At 68.8% G+C, this 15,637-nt stretch carries 16 protein-coding genes; 10 read left to right on the top strand and 6 right to left on the bottom strand.

Translation table 11 applies throughout. The annotated features are described in order from the left end of the window. Positions 1 to 53: 53 nt before the first annotated feature. Both BBK82_RS02655 and BBK82_RS02650 read left to right on the top strand, forming a co-directional pair. Positions 54 to 734: an SDR family NAD(P)-dependent oxidoreductase gene (locus BBK82_RS02655; RefSeq protein WP_154697007.1), complete on the top strand. Its 681-nt coding sequence runs from the start codon at positions 54 to 56 to the stop codon at positions 732 to 734. A 290-nt stretch (positions 735 to 1,024) separates the two neighbouring features. After that, the gene (locus BBK82_RS02650) at positions 1,025 to 1,630 is read left to right on the top strand and encodes a response regulator transcription factor (RefSeq protein ID WP_065913551.1); all 606 of its coding nucleotides are present in this window, start codon (positions 1,025 to 1,027) and stop codon (positions 1,628 to 1,630) included. Positions 1,631 to 1,898: 268 nt separating this feature from the next. On the opposite strand, the gene BBK82_RS02645 is transcribed toward BBK82_RS02650, so the two are convergent. Next, positions 1,899 to 3,053: a sensor histidine kinase gene (locus BBK82_RS02645; protein ID WP_154697006.1), complete on the bottom strand. Its 1,155-nt coding sequence runs from the start codon at positions 3,051 to 3,053 to the stop codon at positions 1,899 to 1,901. Positions 3,054 to 3,414: 361 nt separating this feature from the next. On the opposite strand from BBK82_RS02645, the gene BBK82_RS02640 reads away from it, so the two are divergent. Genes BBK82_RS02640 through ilvN form a run of 3 tightly spaced genes read left to right on the top strand, consistent with a single transcriptional unit; the run spans position 3,415 to position 6,223 of the window. Next, a complete protein-coding gene (locus BBK82_RS02640; RefSeq protein ID WP_065913549.1) occupies positions 3,415 to 4,230 on the top strand; it encodes an AfsR/SARP family transcriptional regulator in 816 nt (271 codons plus the stop codon). Positions 4,231 to 4,250: 20 nt separating this feature from the next. After that, entirely contained in the window at positions 4,251 to 5,957 is a 1,707-nt protein-coding gene (locus BBK82_RS02635; protein WP_065913548.1) for an acetolactate synthase large subunit, read from the top strand. Continuing rightward, positions 5,957 to 6,223 (top strand): acetolactate synthase small subunit, encoded by a 267-nt coding sequence (ilvN, locus tag BBK82_RS02630; protein WP_065913547.1) that lies wholly within the window; start codon positions 5,957 to 5,959, stop codon positions 6,221 to 6,223. The genes BBK82_RS02635 and ilvN overlap by 1 nt, the downstream gene beginning before the upstream one ends. Before the next feature lie 99 nt (positions 6,224 to 6,322). Here the strand turns inward: ilvN and BBK82_RS02625 are convergent, their stop codons facing one another. Beyond that, entirely contained in the window at positions 6,323 to 6,805 is a 483-nt protein-coding gene (locus BBK82_RS02625) for an SRPBCC domain-containing protein (RefSeq protein WP_065913546.1), read from the bottom strand. Positions 6,806 to 6,967: 162 nt separating this feature from the next. Between BBK82_RS02625 and BBK82_RS02620 the strand changes: the two genes are divergently transcribed. The 3 genes from BBK82_RS02620 to BBK82_RS02610 all read left to right on the top strand — a co-directional run bounded on the left by BBK82_RS02620 (position 6,968) and on the right by BBK82_RS02610 (position 10,508). Continuing rightward, a complete protein-coding gene (locus tag BBK82_RS02620; protein WP_065913545.1) occupies positions 6,968 to 7,405 on the top strand; it encodes a nuclear transport factor 2 family protein in 438 nt (145 codons plus the stop codon). A gap of 24 nt (positions 7,406 to 7,429) precedes the next feature. Further along, positions 7,430 to 8,509 carry an acyl-CoA dehydrogenase family protein gene (locus BBK82_RS02615; protein ID WP_083267748.1) on the top strand — a complete coding sequence of 360 codons (1,080 nt, stop codon included), beginning with the start codon at positions 7,430 to 7,432 and terminating at the stop codon, positions 8,507 to 8,509. A 244-nt stretch (positions 8,510 to 8,753) separates the two neighbouring features. Further along, positions 8,754 to 10,508 (top strand): DHA2 family efflux MFS transporter permease subunit, encoded by a 1,755-nt coding sequence (locus BBK82_RS02610; protein WP_154697005.1) that lies wholly within the window; start codon positions 8,754 to 8,756, stop codon positions 10,506 to 10,508. Between the two features lie 108 nt (positions 10,509 to 10,616). Here BBK82_RS02610 and BBK82_RS02605 read toward each other — a convergent pair whose 3' ends face one another. Next, positions 10,617 to 11,090, bottom strand: a complete 474-nt coding sequence (locus BBK82_RS02605) for a hypothetical protein (protein ID WP_065913543.1) — start codon at positions 11,088 to 11,090, stop codon at positions 10,617 to 10,619. A 141-nt stretch (positions 11,091 to 11,231) separates the two neighbouring features. Between BBK82_RS02605 and BBK82_RS02600 the strand changes: the two genes are divergently transcribed. Further along, positions 11,232 to 12,710, top strand: coding sequence for an amino acid adenylation domain-containing protein (locus BBK82_RS02600; RefSeq protein WP_083267747.1), 1,479 nt, complete (start codon positions 11,232 to 11,234; stop codon positions 12,708 to 12,710). Positions 12,711 to 12,766: 56 nt separating this feature from the next. Here BBK82_RS02600 and BBK82_RS02595 read toward each other — a convergent pair whose 3' ends face one another. Together BBK82_RS02595 and BBK82_RS02590 are read right to left on the bottom strand one after the other, a co-directional pair. Beyond that, complete coding sequence (locus tag BBK82_RS02595) at positions 12,767 to 13,807, bottom strand: ketoacyl-ACP synthase III family protein (protein ID WP_065913541.1); 1,041 nt, start codon at positions 13,805 to 13,807, stop codon at positions 12,767 to 12,769. Between the two features lie 9 nt (positions 13,808 to 13,816). Further along, complete coding sequence (locus BBK82_RS02590) at positions 13,817 to 14,041, bottom strand: phosphopantetheine-binding protein (RefSeq protein WP_065913540.1); 225 nt, start codon at positions 14,039 to 14,041, stop codon at positions 13,817 to 13,819. Between the two features lie 173 nt (positions 14,042 to 14,214). On the opposite strand from BBK82_RS02590, the gene BBK82_RS02585 reads away from it, so the two are divergent. Next, entirely contained in the window at positions 14,215 to 14,670 is a 456-nt protein-coding gene (locus tag BBK82_RS02585; RefSeq protein ID WP_065913539.1) for a hypothetical protein, read from the top strand. A 51-nt stretch (positions 14,671 to 14,721) separates the two neighbouring features. Here BBK82_RS02585 and BBK82_RS02580 read toward each other — a convergent pair whose 3' ends face one another. Beyond that, positions 14,722 to 15,558, bottom strand: a complete 837-nt coding sequence (locus tag BBK82_RS02580) for an NAD(P)H-binding protein (RefSeq protein WP_065913538.1) — start codon at positions 15,556 to 15,558, stop codon at positions 14,722 to 14,724. Positions 15,559 to 15,637 lie beyond the last annotated feature (79 nt).

Genomic DNA, 15,637 nt, shown 5'->3' with positions numbered 1-15,637 from the left:
TAGTGACCAGGCGCAACGTCGATCACCACGCGGACAACGAGGTGGTCAGCATCATGATCGAACCGGTCAACACGCGCCTGGGACTCGACGGCAAGCTCGCGCTGGTGACGGCGGGGACCCACGGGCTCGGTCTCGCCATCGCGAGCAAGCTCTGCGACAACGGCGCCCACGTCATCCTCACGACCTCTGCCGACGACCCCGACCTGGAGCGCGCGAAGCTCGTGCTCGCCGGGAAGCCGGGCTCGGTGACGGTCACCCAGCTGGACATCGCCGACGAGCACTCGGTGCGTCTGCTGCTCGACCAGATCAAGCAGGACCGCGGACAGCTCGACATGTTCGTGCACCACGCCGTGTCGCCGGACCTCACGCCGTTGCTCAACGTCGTGGAACCGCTGGCCAAGGCGTTCGTCGACGGCGGGCGGGTGGTCATCGCCGGCTACACGGTCACGCCGGTGCACGGCGTGATCCGCACGCTCGCGCTGGAGATGGCCTGGTACCGGGTGGCCGTCAACGCCGTCGTCACCACCGTCGTCGACAACGGCCCGATGAACATCGACCCGGACCTGGTCGACCGGCTCGCGATCAAGAGCCCGTCCGGCAGGGTCACGCTGCCGCAGGACATCGCGAACGCGGTCGCATTGCTGTGCACCGACGAAGCCTCCTGGATCCAGGGTCAGGTGATCACCGTCGACGGTGGTCTCGAACTGCTGGAGCGGTGGGGTGAAACGCGGTGATCTTCGGCTGAGCCGGGGGGAAGTCCGTTCTGCCGTTTCCGCCGCGAGATGTGGCGGAAACGGATGGTCCACCGGTCCGCTCGGGTGTCGCTCGAGCGGACCGGTTCGCGTTTCGCCAACCGAGCGGCGAGTGAGCGTCCGGTGACCGCCGGTCATCTACCGATAAGCGATGTTAATTACTCATAGCGCGTTCGGAGTAATGCTCGGAGCAGTCGGCCCCAATGCTTGTCCTGCATGGTCACCGAGTGTAAAACTCAAAATGGTGACCTGGGGGTAAGCAAGGGGGTCGGATGATCAGAGTGCTGCTCGCCGAGGACGTGCAAATGGTCCGCGGCGCTTTGGTCGCTTTGTTGAATCTCGAACCGGATATTGAGGTCGTCGCCTCCGTCGCGACCGGTGACGAAATCATCGCGGCGGTGGAGAAGAACAAACCGGACGTGGCGGTCCTCGACATCGACCTCCCGGGCATGGACGGACTTTCCGCCGCCACCGTCATCCACGACACCGCTCCGGACACCCGCACGCTCATTCTCACGAGCCTCGGCCGGCCGGGAACCCTGCGCCGCGCGTTGAACGCCCGCGTGAACGGATTCATCCTCAAGGACGCTCCCGTCGGCGAGCTCGCCGACGCCATCCGCGGCGTCTCGGTGGGGCGGCGGGTGATCGACTCGCAGCTCGCGCTGTCGGCCTGGGACACCGATGAGTGCCCGCTCACGCCACGCGAGCTGGAGGTGCTGCGGCTGGCTTCCGACGGCGCCGACGCGATGGAGATCGCGACGACGTTGTTCCTGTCAGTCGGGACCGTGCGCAACTACTTGACGGCGGCGACGGCGAAGCTCGACGCGCGCAACCGGGTCGACGCCGTGCGGATCGCTCGCAAGTCCGGCTGGTTCTGACGCGGCCCGGCCCTCCTCGCAACGTGCCCTTGCAACAGGTCTTTTGACGACGTCCGCAAAAGACCTGTTGCAAGGGGTGCAGGTCAGCACGCCGCTCGTGGGCTCGGCGTGCTGCGCCTTTGCAACGAGTCTTTTGACGACGTCTGCAAACGAACTGTTGCAAAGGTGCAGGTCGACGCGGGGTGGCAAAGGGTCTGAGCACTGATATATCGGCTGCATTAGGGGCCGGGGTGCCAAAAGGGGTGGCGAGGCGCCGAGGGGGCGGGCGTCAGAGGGTGTCAGGGGTGGCCGGGATGGCCGCGTGGACGTGGAACGAGCCCGTGCCCGTGTGGCGGGCGGTGAAGGTGCCGCCCACCGCCTTGACGCGTTCGGCCTGGTTGCGGACGCCGTTGCAGTCGAGGGTGGTGGGGCGGTGGGCGGCGCCGTCGTTGATGACGTCGAGCAGGACGGTGGTGCCGCGTTGGTGGACGCCGATGGTGCAGGTGCTGGCGTCGCTGTGGCGCAGGACGTTGGTGACCGCCTCGCACAGGACGGCGGAGAGGACTGTCTCGACCGCCGCGGGGAGGGGGTCGTGGTCGAGCTCCACGCGGACGTCGATGTCGGAGGCCGCGAGGATGGCCTTGGCGGAGTCCGAGGTGTCCGCCAGGGAGAGCGGGCGGAAGGCGCGGGCCAGTGACCTGACGTCGGCCAGCGCGTGGTGGGTGATGTTCAGGATGTCGCTGATGTGCTCTTTGGCGTGGTCCGGGCGGTCGGCGACGATGCGGTGCGCCAGTTCGCTCTTGAGCTTGATTGCGCTGAGGCTGTAGCCGAGCAGGTCGTGCAGGTCGCGGGCGACGCGGACGCGTTCGGCGGCGACGTCGACGGGGACGGCGGTGGCGTTGACCGAATTGACCGCGTCAGTTGTGTCGAGCCCGGCGGCCGGGCTGGTCGGGTCCGGGTGTGTGGGAGGCGGGTTGGGGTGGCGGTGCGTGGCGAAACCCGTGGCCAGGCCCGCGAGCAGCAGGGCGGTGGCGGCGGTGGCCATCATGGCCTCGCCGTGGGCGGCTTGGGTGAGGCCGGTGGCGACGACGGTCAGCACGAAGAGCGACCAGCCGAAGAACGGGCGCAGGACGAGCAGTGCGTTGCCGGCGACGAGGCCCGCCACGCCGGCCCAGGAATGGCCGAAGGCGACGTACGGGAGTACGAGCAGCAACGCCTGGGCGGCCAGGACGAGGTGGCGGCGGAGTACCGGCAGTTGCCCGAAACAGGTCAGTTGCAGTACGACAAGTAGTGAGAAATCAATGGCCGAGACCACCAATTCGGGGGTGTTGCCGGCGAGAAGCAGAGCGCGGGTCAGGTCGGTCAGGCAGACACCGGCGAAGAGCGCGACGATGATCGCGCGGTATCTCGGTGTAGCAGGCGATGGATTCAACGTGCCCCCCAAGAGCAAACCGCCCGAGAGCAGGCGTGGCTCTCGCGTACTCACAGCGCGCGCCCAGGCCGAATACTAGACAGAGCAGGGCAGCCGGGGTCGACTTACTGTATCGGTGCAGATGGTTTTGCTGCATTGACTGACAGCTCAATTTCACGCAAAAGGACCAGTATTTTCGCTAACGGTCACGGCGTGTGGTCGCGCGATTACCGGACGGATCGGTTTGGGTTCGTTTGAGCATATGAATTTCTCACGTCCGGCGCAGTAGTTCGCCATCCGAGAGTCATGGCGGCATACGTGGCGTGCGATAGCCCCGCTCAGGTGAACTTGGTGGCACGACCAAGTCGACCGCCGCTGATCAGGGGAGGCTCCAATGGAGATCAAGGTTCTCGGACCGCTGGAGGCACGGGAGAACGGTGTTTCGATCGCGCCGAGCGCGGTGAAGCCGCGCCAGGTGCTCTCGCTGCTGGGGTTGCAGGCCGGGCACGTCGTCACGGTGCCGACGTTGATCGAAGAGCTCTGGGGGATGACACCGCCACGCAGCGCGCTCACCACGCTGCAGACCTACGTGCTGCAGGTGCGTCGGCGCATCGAGGCGGCCATGCCGGGGGACGGTCCCGGTGTCGCGAAGAACGTCCTGGTGACCCGCTACGGCGGCTACATGCTGGACGTGCCGCCGGAGGCCGTGGACGTGCGCAGCTACGAGCGGCTCGCGACCGCGGGTCAGCGCGCGTTCGAGATCGGTGACCTGGAGTCCGCGAGCCGGTTGCTGCGCAGCGCCGCCGAGGTGTGGCGCGGGCCGGTGCTGGTGGACGTGCAGATCGGGGTCCGGCTGGGCATGGAGGTCACCCGGTTGCAGGAGAGCCGCCTGGGCGTGCTGGAGACGCGCATCGAGGCCGACCTCCAGCTGGGCAAACACCAGTCGCTGCTGAGCGAGCTGTCCGTGCTGACCGCGCAGCACCCGATGCACGAGAACCTGTGCGCGCAGTACATGCTCGCGCTCTACCGGGCGGGCCGGCAGTGGAAGTCGCTGGAGGCCTACCAGTCGCTGCGGGACACGTTGATCGAGGAGCTCGGGCTTGAGCCGTCCGAAAGGCTGCGTCAGTTGCAGCGGGCGATCCTGAGCTCGGAACCGTCGCTCGACAAGCCCCTGTCCCCTCGCCAGCTGGAGCGTCAGCTCGCGGGCTGAAACCCCGTCGGGAGCACATCGTGGAGACCACCGGTGCAGGTGCGTTGATCAAGGCGCTTGAGGACGTGGGCTGCGAGGTGATCTTCGGGATGCCCGGCGGGGCGATCCTGCCCGCGTACGACCCGCTGTTCGACTCGAAGATCAGGCACGTGCTGGTGCGCCACGAGCAGGGGGCGGGCCACGCCGCGCAGGGGTACGCGCAGGCGACCGGCAGGGTGGGCGTGTGCATGGCGACGTCGGGTCCGGGGGCGACGAACCTGGTCACCCCGCTCGCCGACGCGTACATGGACTCCGTGCCGATCGTGGCGATCACCGGCCAGGTCAGCCGGTCGGTGATCGGCACGGACGCCTTCCAGGAGGCGGACATCCGCAGCATCACGCTGCCGATCACCAAGCACGGCTTCCAGGTGCTCGACCCCGCCGACATCCCGCGGGTGATCGCCGAGGCGTTCCAGCTCGCTTCCTCGGGACGGCCGGGCCCGGTGCTGGTGGACCTGCCCAAGGACGTGCTCGCTGCCGCCACGACCTACACGCCGCCCCAGATCACGGCAGCGTCCCGGCCGGTGCTCTCGCCGGTGCAGGTCCGCAACGCCGCGCAGCTCATCGGAACGTCGCAACGGCCGGTGTTCTACGTCGGCGGGGGAGTGGTCCGCTCCGGCGCCGCGGCGGAACTGCTCAAGCTGGCCAACAAGACCGGCATCCCGGTCGTCACCACGCTGATGGCACGCGGCGCGTTCCCCGACTCGCACCGGCAGCACCTGGGGATGCCGGGCATGCACGGCACGGTGCCCGCCGTGGCCGCCCTGCAGAAGGCCGACCTGCTGATCGCGCTGGGGACCCGGTTCGACGACCGGGTCACCGGGTCGCTGCCGCACTTCGCCCCGCACGCCGCGGTGGTGCACGCCGACATCGACCCCGCCGAGATCTCCAAGAACCGCAAGGCCGACGTCGGCATCGTGGGCGACTGCCGCGACGTGCTCGCCGCGCTCAACGCGGTCGTCGGCCACGTCCCCGACCTCACCGCGTGGTGGTCCTACCTGGACGGTCTGCGCACCACCTACCCGCTCGGCTACGACCACCCGGAAGACGGTTCGCTCGCCCCGCAGTACGTCGTCGAACGGCTCAGCACCCTCGCCGGCCCCGAGGCCGTCTACACCTCGGGCGTCGGCCAGCACCAGATGTGGGCCGCGCAGTACGTCCGCTACGAACGCCCCGGCTCGTTCATCAACTCCGGCGGCGCCGGCACGATGGGGTTCGCCGTACCCGCCGCGATGGGCGCGCAGACCGGCGTCCCGGACCGCACGGTGTGGGCGATCGACGGCGACGGCTGCTTCCAGATGACCAACCAGGAGCTCGCCACCTGCGCCGCCGAGGGCATCCCGATCAAGGTCGCGATCATCAACAACGGCAACCTCGGCATGGTCCGGCAGTGGCAGACCCTGTTCTACGACGGCCGCTACTCCAACACCCGGCTCGGCACCCACGACCGGCACCCGGACTTCGTGAAGCTCGCCGAGGCGCTGGGCTGCGTCGGCCTGCGGTGCACGAGCCAGTCCGAAGTGGACGACGTCATCCTCGAGGCCATGTCCGTCCACGACCGGCCGGTCGTCATCGACTTCGTGGTGGGACAGGACGCCCAGGTCTGGCCGATGGTCGCCGCGGGCACCGGCAACGACGAGGTCATGGCCGCACGAGGAATCCGCCCCCTGTTCGACGAGGAAGAGTGATGACCAGACATTCGCTTTCCCTGCTGCTGCGCAACGAGCCGGGCGCGCTGGCCCGGGTCGTGGTGCTGTTCTCCAGCCGCGGCGTCGACGTCGAGTCGCTGAGCCTCGGCCCGGCCGACCGCGGCGACCTGTCCCGCCTCGACGTCGTGGTCGACCTGCAACCCGGCCGCACGCCCGCCCAGCTCGTCAAGCAGCTCAGCCGCATCGTCGACGTGAAGAACGTCGTCGACCGCACCGACGACGAGGCGCTCGAGCTCGGCGCCTGAGACAACGGGAAACGGCCGCCCCGGAGGCTTGGGGCGGCCGTTTCCTTTTGTGTGCCTGAGAACTCGCGCCAGCAAAACAAGGCACAGTGTCCAGCTGTCTCAGGCCGCCTTGGGAACGTGACGCTCGACGACGCCGGCGTACTTCTCCAGCGTCTCGCCCGGCGACGGACCGTCGAGGGCCTTGTGGATGCCTTCGGCGATCTCACCGTGGCGGTGCAGGTCGGCGTGCGTCAGCGTGACCTTCGTGGTGGCCGGGCCGACGACCTCGAAGTCCACCTTGATGAACGAGGCCTTCTCGTCGTCGAAGATCGGCTGCCAGTAGGGGCCGACCCGCCACGTCATCACGAGGCGCTTCGGCGGGTCCCACTCGGTGATGGTGCCCCAGGCGATCTCCTCGCCGTCCGCGCCGCGCTCGAAGTAGCGCCCGCCGACGAACGGTTCGATCGTGATGGCCTGCCGGTCCTTGACGAAGACGTGCGACTCGGGCCACCACTCGATCGGCCGCCCGGCGAAGATCGCGAACGCCTGCTCGATCGTCGCCTCGACCGTCACCGACTTGGCGACATCGGGAGTTGAGGCCATGTGGCCCTCCTCGCGAGTTGGGTTTCAGGTGCTGTCGCACCCACCGTGACCGGGTTGTCTCGACCGCCGATCGAACCGAGGTCGAACCAGGACGGCTCGACCGGATGTCCAGTGCCGCCACCCATATTCGCGGTAGCGAAACCGGCAGACCGAGGAGTTGTCGTGTCCCCAGTCAGTGTTGCCGCCAATGTTGCGGTCTACATCGAGGTCCAGACGTTCTACGCCCAGCAGATGCGGCTGCTCGACTCGTTGGACGTGGAGGGCTACGCCCAGACGTTCACCGAGGACGGGGTCACCGACCACGCCCACCGCGGTGAGAAGGTCGAGGGCCGTGCCGCCCTGATCGCCGGCGCCAGCGCCGCGCTGCCCCGCTACAAGGGAGTCGCCGTGCGGCACTGGAACGACCACTACCTGGTCGAAGAGGTCGACGAGAACACGCTGAACGTCAGCTACGCCTCGCTCGTCACCCGCACGACCGCCGAGGGCGTCGTCAGCTTCGAGCCGACGTTCTCCATCGAGGACGTGCTCGTGCGCATCGACGGCAAGCTCTACACCAAGTCCCGCACGATCCACCGCGACCTGCCCGTCCAGGCCGCGTGAGCCGTACCGACAGGAGGTGACGAGGTGACCGCTCAACACACAGGGCTGGCCGAGGCCGCGGAGAAGGTGAAGCTGATCGCCGCGGAGCACGCGGCCGAGGCCGACGCCACCCGCAGGCTGGCGCCCGAGGTCGTGGAGGCACTGCGCGACGCCGGGTTCGCGCGGCACTTCGTCGCAGCCGGACGCGGTGGGGCGCAGGGCACGTTCGCGGAGCTGACCGAGGCCGTCTTCACCGTGGGCCAGGGCTGCTCGGCGGCGGCGTGGTGCGCGTCGCTGTCCGCGTACTCGTCGCGGTTCGCGGGTCTGCTGCCCGAGGAAGGCCATGACGAGATCTGGGCGTCCGGCCCCGACACGTTCGTCGTGACCGGCCAGCCGCCCATGGGCAAGGGCACGGTCGTCGACGGCGGGCACCGGCTCAGCGGCCGCTGGACCTACGTCAGCGGCGTCGACTTCGCCGACTGGGCGTTGCTGTGCGGCATGATCGGCGACGAGGGCCGCTTCTTCGCGGTGCCGCGCGAGGACTTCACCGTGCTGGAAACGTGGGACAGCGTCGGCATGAAGGCCACGAGCAGTCACGCCGTCGTGGTGGACGACGTCTTCGTGCCGTCCCACCTGTCGCTCAACCGTGCTGATCTGCTCACCGGCACCAGCTGGTCGCCGGTGCCGAGCCACAACGTCCCGTTCCAGGCGGTCGGCGGCCTCACGTTCGTCGCTCCGGCCGTCGGCGCGGCGATGGGAGCGCTCGACGCGTGCGTCTCGGTGCTGTCGGGGAAGAAGCAGTCCGTCACGTCCGCGGTCGACCTGGTCCGCGCGTCCGGCCAGGTCGAGTCGGCGAAGCTGCTCGTGGAGCAGAACGCCCGAGTGCTCGACGACCGCGAGTTCACCCCGGCCGCGATGGCGCGCAACGAGCGCAACGTCGCCTACGTGGCCGAGGTCCTGGTCGACGCGGTCGGCGGCCTGGTGCGGGCCGCCGGCACCGGCGGGCTCGCGGAGGGTGGTGCGCTGCAACGGTTCTGGCGTGACGTGGTGAGCTGCTCCAGCCACGTGGCGCTGCGGTACGAAACCGCGTCCGTGCGCACCTACCCGGCGTCCGTTGTGAACTGACGCCTGGAATATCGGCCCCGACGCCACTGCACGGGCGTCGGGGCCGCAGGCGTGCCCGCGTTCCACTCCGCCGCGGCCTGACCGGGACTCAAGCGGAGGGGATCACCCTGAGGGGCATCGACCGGCAGTCGTCTTTCAGGCAGGAGGTGGGACCTCGTTCAACTCGACCGGCTTTCCGCCACCCCGAGTAGTCCTGAGCCATCGCCTGTCGTGCGCAGCGCAACAAGCCTTCTGAGGAGAAATCGTGACCTCCACCAATACCAATCCCGACCTGGAGTCGCCAACGGCGACTGCCGGTGTGCAGGCGGCTGCGGTCGTTGACGCGCCGGCGGCCGACCCGCGCCGCTGGGTCGCGTTCATCATCATGACCGTCGCGACGTTCATGGACATGCTGGACGGCAGCATCGTCAACGTCGCGCTCCCCGCGATCCAGCACGGCATGGGCGCGAGCTTCGTGCAGCTGCAGTGGATCACCGCGGGCTACGTCTTCGCGTTCGCCCTCACGCTGATCACCGGCGGCCGCCTCGGCGACATCTACGGCCGCCGCAAGATGTTCCAGCTCGGCGTGCTCGGCTTCGTCGTCACGTCGTTCCTGTGCGGCATCGCGGTCAACCCCGAGATGCTCGTGATCTCCCGTCTCGCCCAGGGCCTCGCGGCCGGTCTGATGGTCCCGCAGGTCATGTCGATCATCCACGTCACCTTCCCGGACAAGGAGAAGGGCGCGGTCTTCGCGATCCAGGGCACCATCGGTGGTCTCGCGGCCACGATCGCCCCGCTCGTCGGCGGCCTGCTGGTGGCGTGGAACGTCTTCGGCTGGGACTGGCGGACGATCTTCCTCGTCAACGTCCCGATCGGCATCATCGGCTACGTCCTCGGCTGGAAGTACATCAACGAGTCCAAGGCGCCGTACAAGATCCGCCTCGACCTCATCGGTGTCGTCCTCGCCACGGTCAGCCTCACCGCCCTGCTGTTCCCGCTGACCTTCGGCCGTGAGCTGCACTGGCCGGCGTGGGGCTTCGTGCTGATGGCCGCCTCGGTGGTCGGTTTCATCGGCTTCATCGCCTACGAGCGGGCCAAGCAGCGCAAGGACGGCATGCCGCTCATCCCGCTGAGCCTGTTCAAGTCCCGCAGCTTCTCCGCGGCGCTGGCGCTGATGCTGGGCATGTTCACCTTCACCGGCATGTTCATGCTGGCTCTGTACCTGTTCCTGCAGGAGGGCCTGGGCTTCTCGCCGCTGCGCACGGGTGTCACGCTGCTGGCGTTCTGCATCGGTGCGTTCATCACCGCGTCGGCCTCGGTCGTCGCGCTGGTGCCGAAGTTCGGCCGGGCCGTCCTGCAGGTCGGTGCCGTCGTGATCGCCATCGGTGTCGCGGTGATGCTGCTGACCGTCAGCCCCGACATCACCAGCTGGGGCCTCGTGCCCGGGCTGCTGCTGATCGGTCTCGGCTTCGGCATGACGGCCACCCCGATCGCGCTGTTCGCACTGCAGGAGGTGCCGCACCAGGACGCGGGTGCGGCGTCGGGCCTGATCAACACCAAGCAGCAGCTCGGTTTCGCGGTCGGCATCTCGGTCGTGACCCTCGCGTTCTTCGCGCCGCTCGCTTCCCAGGGCGCGACCAACGTGGACTCGCTGGCCCCGCAGGTCCGCCAGGAGCTCGTGGCGGCCGGTGTGGCCGAGGGCAAGGCCGACGAGCTGACCAACGCCTTCAAGGTGTGCGGCAGCAACAACTTCGCCGGCACCCCGGAGGCGGGCGCGGCGGCGTGCACCACGCTGCAGAACGACGCGCAGGCCAAGGCCATCGCCGACAGGTACACGCACCAGGCCGCGGGTGAGTCCTTCACGGGCGCGTTCCGCACCACGCTGTACGTCGGCTTCGGCTTCGCGGCCCTCGCGCTGCTGCTGGCCTCCTTCCTGCCTCGCTGGCTGAAGCAGGAGGAGTGGGGCGCTCCCGCCGAGGACGCCGCCGAGGAAGGCGCTGAGGACACCGCCAAGGCGTAGTCCCCCACCTCAGAGGCCCCGGACCACCTGGTCCGGGGCCTTCTGCGTTGTGCGGGCACGGAAAAGGCCCCTCAGCAGTCCCTGAGAGGCCTTCTGCGTGGCGGAGGTCTAGATGCGGAACGCGGCGCCGTCCACGTTGACGGGGCCCTGCCAGGGGCTGCCGTCGTTCATGTCGATGTAGGTGTGCGCCTTGGTGGTGAACTTCTTCTTGTTGGTGCTGATCTTGCCCAGGTGGCTCGCGTTGATCGAGCCGACCGGGTTGCCGTTCGCGTCGCGGTGGGCGTGGTGGGTGATCCAGAAGCTGAACTGGCCGTCCTTCTGCGCGGTCCACACGCCGCGGCCCTCGAGCGGGTCCGGGTAGCCCGGCTTCGTCTCGCAGTGCAGCTGGTAGTCGGCGGTGAAGTCGCAGAACAGCGGTGTCAGCAGCGGCGGCTGTTCGATGTGGATGGTGACGGTGAGGTCCCAGCGGCCGACGAGGGCGTCCTCGTAGTTCGGCTTGGCGGTGGCGCCGCCGGCGGCGACGACGGGGACGGCGAGCGCACAGACGGCCACGGCGGCCAGTGCCTTCTTGCGGACGTTCATGGGTGGCGCCTCCGGTCAGGTGGGCAGCGGACGCGCTGAGTGTTGTTCGCGCAGCTCAAACACCCCTGTAGTGCCAGTTGTGACCCGAGGGGGAATCGAGGCCGCCCGCGCAGGCTGGGGGAAAGCGAGAGGAGCTGGGGCATGTCTGCATCGGTGACCGGCGCGTTCCGCTGCCGGGTGGCCAGGACGCCGGACGCGGTCGCGCTGTCCGCGAACGGGGACGTGGTGACGTACGCGGAGCTGGACAGGTGGTCCGACGCGCTGGCGGGCGAGCTCGTCGAGGCCGGTGTGCGGGTGGGCGACCGGGTGGCGGTGTGCCTGGAACGCTCGGCGCAGCTCGTCGTGGCACTGCTGGGCGTGCTCAAGGCCGGTGCCGCGTACGTGCCGATCGACCCGGAGGACCCCGAGTCGCGGGCGTCGATGATGCTCGCCGACGCGCAGGTCTCCCTGGTGGTGGGCCGGTTCTTCGCCGGGTTCACCACGATCAAGGTGCCGCCGCGCGGGGTACGGTCCACAGTGGAGCTTCCGGCCGTCGCACCGGAGGACCTCGCCTACCTGATGTACACCTCGGGTTCCACCGGCAAGCCGAAGTCGGTGATGGTCGAGCACCGCAACATCACGAACCTGGTCACCGCGCCGAACTACGTCGAGGTGACGACGGAGGACCGGATCCTGCAGCTCGCCCCGGTCGCGTTCGACGCCGCCACCTTCGAGATCTGGGGTGCTCTGCTCAACGGCGCCCGCGTCGTGCTCGCCCCGCCCGGTGTCGTCCAGGCGGAGGAGCTCGGCGACCTGCTGCGCGCCAACGAGATCAGCGTCCTGTGGCTCACCGCGGCGCTGTTCCACCGGCAGATCGACGTCGACGTGTCCGCGTTCAAGGGCCTGCACACCGTGCTGTCCGGCGGCGACGTGCTGTCCGTGCCGCACGTGCGGGCGTTGCGCGAAGCCGTGCCGGAGCTGCGGATCGTCAACGGCTACGGCCCCACCGAGACCACGACGTTCGCCACCTGCCACCGCATCGGCGCCGAGGAGGACCTGGGCGGCGCGGTGCCGATCGGCACCCAGCTGCAGAACGTCGAGGTCGTGGTCGTCGACGCGGACGGCAGGCCCGTCGCACCCGGCACCCCCGGCGAGCTCTGGATCGGCGGCGCCCAGGTCGCGCGCGGCTACTGGAAGCGACCGGACCTGACCGAGGAGAAGTTCGTCCGCGGCAGCTGGAACGGCGAGCGCTACTACCGCACCGGTGACCAGGCGCGGAAGCGCGCCGACGGTGTGGTCGAGTTCCTGGGCCGGATGGACGACCAGTTCAAGCTGCGCGGTTTCCGGATCGAGCCGGGCGAGGTCGAGAACGCGCTGACCGAGCACCCGCAGGTCCGCACCGCCGCGGTCGGCGTCCGCACGCACCCCAGCGGTGACCGCAGGCTTCTCGCATGGGTCGTCAAGTCCGGTGAGGAGCTCGACAAGCGGGCGCTGCGCCGGCACCTGCGCGCCGGCATGCCCGAGCACATGGTGCCGGCCGGGTTCGTCGTCGTGGACGAGCTGCCGATCACGAGCAACGGCAAGACCGACCGCAAGGCGCTGCCGGAACCGGACTGGAGCTCGAAGTCGCTGTACGTGTAGCGAAGAGGGGCTTCCCGAGAACACCGGGAAGCCCCTCTTCTTCGTGTCTTCGTGCGTCAGACCCAGGACGGCCGTTCGAGGATCTCCACCACGGCGGCGGTCCACACGTATCCGGCGCCGGAGGACTGCATCACCACGAGGTCGCCCGGCTGCGGGTCGCGCTCGGCCAGCACGTGGTCCAGGCCCAGCGCGAGGTCCGCGGTGCCGACCATGCTGTACTGCTTGGCCCAGTCGTAGGTCGTCGACTCGCGCTTGACTCCGAGCAGGCCGCAGATGCCGTACTGGGCGATGGTCTCCGCGAGCTGCTGGTGCAGGAAGAACCGCGCGTCGGCCAGCTCGATCTCGGCCTCGTGCAGGACCTGCTTGAGGGAGTGCTGCACCCCGCCGGCGATCTTCGCGACCATCTCGTCGAGGTCGACGTCGGAGTTCTGCAGGTAGTCCTCCATGCTGCGGTTGAGCTGCAGCGTCTCGCCGTTCGGGAACGGCATCGTCGTCCACTCCTGGAAGCCGCGCGACATCTGCTCCAGCGTGGAGTCGGCGTAGGAGTAGATCGCGCGCACACGGGCGAAACCGGCCTTGTTCGACAGCACGAACGCACCCGCGCCGTCGCCGTTGACGTTCTGGTCCTCCGAGCACCAGCGGTCGAAGTACGGCAGGTGGAACGCGTCCCCCGCCGTCACCAGCGCGGCGGAGAAGTCCTTGTGCGAGCCCACGTAGGCGGCCGCGAGGTCGACGGCGGCCATGAACCCGTTGCAGCCCTGCTTCACCTCGAACGCAGGCCCCGAGCCACCGACCGTGTTGGCCTGCACGTAGCTCGCCGGCGTCCACAGGTCGAGGCCCTGGTGCGACAGGGAAGCGTGCACGGTCAGGCCGAACTCGTCGTGGCTCAGGCCGGAGCGCTCCACCGCCTGCCGCCCCGCGATCGCCGCCATCACCGGCCCGGTCTCACCGGGTGCGGCAACCCGCAGCTCCCGGTAGCCGTTCATGGCCTTCTTCTCCTCGGTGTACCGGCCGGCGGCGATGGCCTCGTCCACCGTCTCGACCTGTTCGGGCAGGTACGTGCCCACACCGGCGATGTAGAGGTCGTTCCACCGCATCAGAAACTCCTAGGCTGCCTGGTCCAGGTGCTGGGCGACGGCGCGTGCCGTCGGGTCCTCGTAGAAGCTGCGCAACGTGACGCGGACGCCGTACCGCTCGTGGACCTGCTTGACCAGCTTGGACGCCAGCAGCGAGTGGCCCCCCAGGTCGAAGAAGTGGTCCTCCGGCTCGATTCCCGGCACCCCGAGCACCTCCCCGAACAGCTCGCAGAGTTCTGTCTCGAGTTCGGTCACGGCGTCCTCCCGGTCAGCTCATGAGTAGGTAGAACCTTGAGGTGAGCGGGTCGAAGCAGGCTCGTGCGGCAGCGGACAGCGCCGCGTTCGAGCCGTTGTGCAGCGGTTCCTGAGGGGTCTCGTCCACGGTTGCGCGCGTCCGCCGCAGGAAACCGAGTCCTGGAGCCACACAGATGCAGACGTTCACCCCGAAACGGTCCACTTTCCTCGCCCGCGCAGGAGCCGTCACGGCCGTGGTCCTGCTCGCTTTGTCGGGCTTGACCGCCACCGCCAACGCGACCACGTGCACGCCGGTGGGCACGTGGACGGGCTACGTGACCCGCACCGACGGCGACCACCCCACCAAGCTGGTGTTCAAGGCCAACGGCAGCGCGTTCGTCACCAACGAGCAGAACACGACGACCAAGGGCTCCTGGTGGGTCACCGGCGCCGGCACGTTCCACTACAAGTTCCGCGGGGAGAAGGTCTACGACGAGAACGGCGTCTACTTCGCCTACGTCGACTTCGACCAGGACGCCGTCCAGAGTGGACCGAACAGCTTCACCAGCTCCGGCCCGTCGACCTTCTACCTCGCCGACGGCACGAACCTGGGCACCTCGAACATCACGTTCACGATGACGCGGGTCTGACCGGGCAGGAGCCGGGGCGGGTCCGCCGCCCTCGCCCCGGCTCCGGTGCGCTCACGCCAGGAACGCGGCGTGCTCCTCCACCCACTGGCGGAACGTGCGGGCGGGCTTGCCCGTGATCCGCTCGGCGGTGGCGCTGGTGTCCGCGGTGACACCGACGGCGGCCTCCCACTGGTTCAGCAGCGAGGTGAGCACGGGCGGCGGCACGAAGTTGCTCATCTGCGCCTCACCCTCCTCGCGGGTCAGGCCGTTGACCACGAGCTTGCGGCCGAGCACCTCGCCGACGATCTCCAGCTCCTGCCGGAACGTCAGCGACTCCGGACCGGTCAGGTCGACGACCTGGTCCTGCAGCGTCTTCTCCGTCAACGCGACCACGGCCACGTCGGCGATGTCGTCCTCGTGCACCGGAGCGACCTGCGCCTCGGGGAAGACCTGGTCGATCGTGTCGCCTGCCTGCAGCGAGTAGCTCCAGCCGAACGCGTTGCTCATGAAAGCGCCCGGTCGCAGGATGGTGTAGGTGAGGCCGGACGCGACGACGGCTTCCTCCACGACCTTGTGGTGGTGGGCCAGCGGGTCCTCGTCGGCGCCGGGCAGCGCGACGGTGTTCGACGACAGCAGCACGATCGACTCGACGCCGGCCTTCTCCGCCTCGTCGAGGAACTGCACGATGCCGTCCGGCTCCGCGTACAGCAGCACCTTCGAGACGCCGGCGAGGGCCGGGACGAACGTCTCGGGGTCGTTGAGGTCGAGCGCGACGGTCTCCACGCCCTCGGGAACGTCGAGCTCGGCGGGGTTTCGGCCGGATGCGCGGAGGCTGTGGCCCGCGGCGTAGAGCCGCTGCAGCACGCGTCGGCCGACGTTGCCGCGCGCTCCGGTGACGAGGATGGTCATAGTGGATCTCCTGATCGGGGTTGTTCGCCTGGATGGCCGATCACGCTCAGCGTCCACGCGGTCACTCGAACCGCGCTGG

Source organism: Lentzea guizhouensis, from assembly GCF_001701025.1.
Taxonomy (GTDB): domain Bacteria; phylum Actinomycetota; class Actinomycetes; order Mycobacteriales; family Pseudonocardiaceae; genus Lentzea; species Lentzea guizhouensis.
The sequence above is the reverse complement of the archived record's forward strand: the minus strand, read 5'-3'. Positions and strand labels throughout refer to the sequence as shown.

Coding starts and splice junctions, on each gene's coding strand:
- BBK82_RS02580 (WP_065913538.1), bottom strand. CDS start 15,558: ATGACCATCCTCGTCACCGGAGCGCGCGGCAACGTCGGCCGACGCGTG.
- ilvN (WP_065913547.1), top strand. CDS start 5,957: ATGACCAGACATTCGCTTTCCCTGCTGCTGCGCAACGAGCCGGGCGCG.
- BBK82_RS02650 (WP_065913551.1), top strand. CDS start 1,025: ATGATCAGAGTGCTGCTCGCCGAGGACGTGCAAATGGTCCGCGGCGCT.
- BBK82_RS02640 (WP_065913549.1), top strand. CDS start 3,415: ATGGAGATCAAGGTTCTCGGACCGCTGGAGGCACGGGAGAACGGTGTT.
- BBK82_RS02625 (WP_065913546.1), bottom strand. CDS start 6,805: ATGGCCTCAACTCCCGATGTCGCCAAGTCGGTGACGGTCGAGGCGACG.
- BBK82_RS02595 (WP_065913541.1), bottom strand. CDS start 13,807: ATGCGGTGGAACGACCTCTACATCGCCGGTGTGGGCACGTACCTGCCC.
- BBK82_RS02655 (WP_154697007.1), top strand. CDS start 54: ATGATCGAACCGGTCAACACGCGCCTGGGACTCGACGGCAAGCTCGCG.
- BBK82_RS02585 (WP_065913539.1), top strand. CDS start 14,215: ATGCAGACGTTCACCCCGAAACGGTCCACTTTCCTCGCCCGCGCAGGA.
- BBK82_RS02605 (WP_065913543.1), bottom strand. CDS start 11,090: ATGAACGTCCGCAAGAAGGCACTGGCCGCCGTGGCCGTCTGTGCGCTC.
- BBK82_RS02600 (WP_083267747.1), top strand. CDS start 11,232: ATGTCTGCATCGGTGACCGGCGCGTTCCGCTGCCGGGTGGCCAGGACG.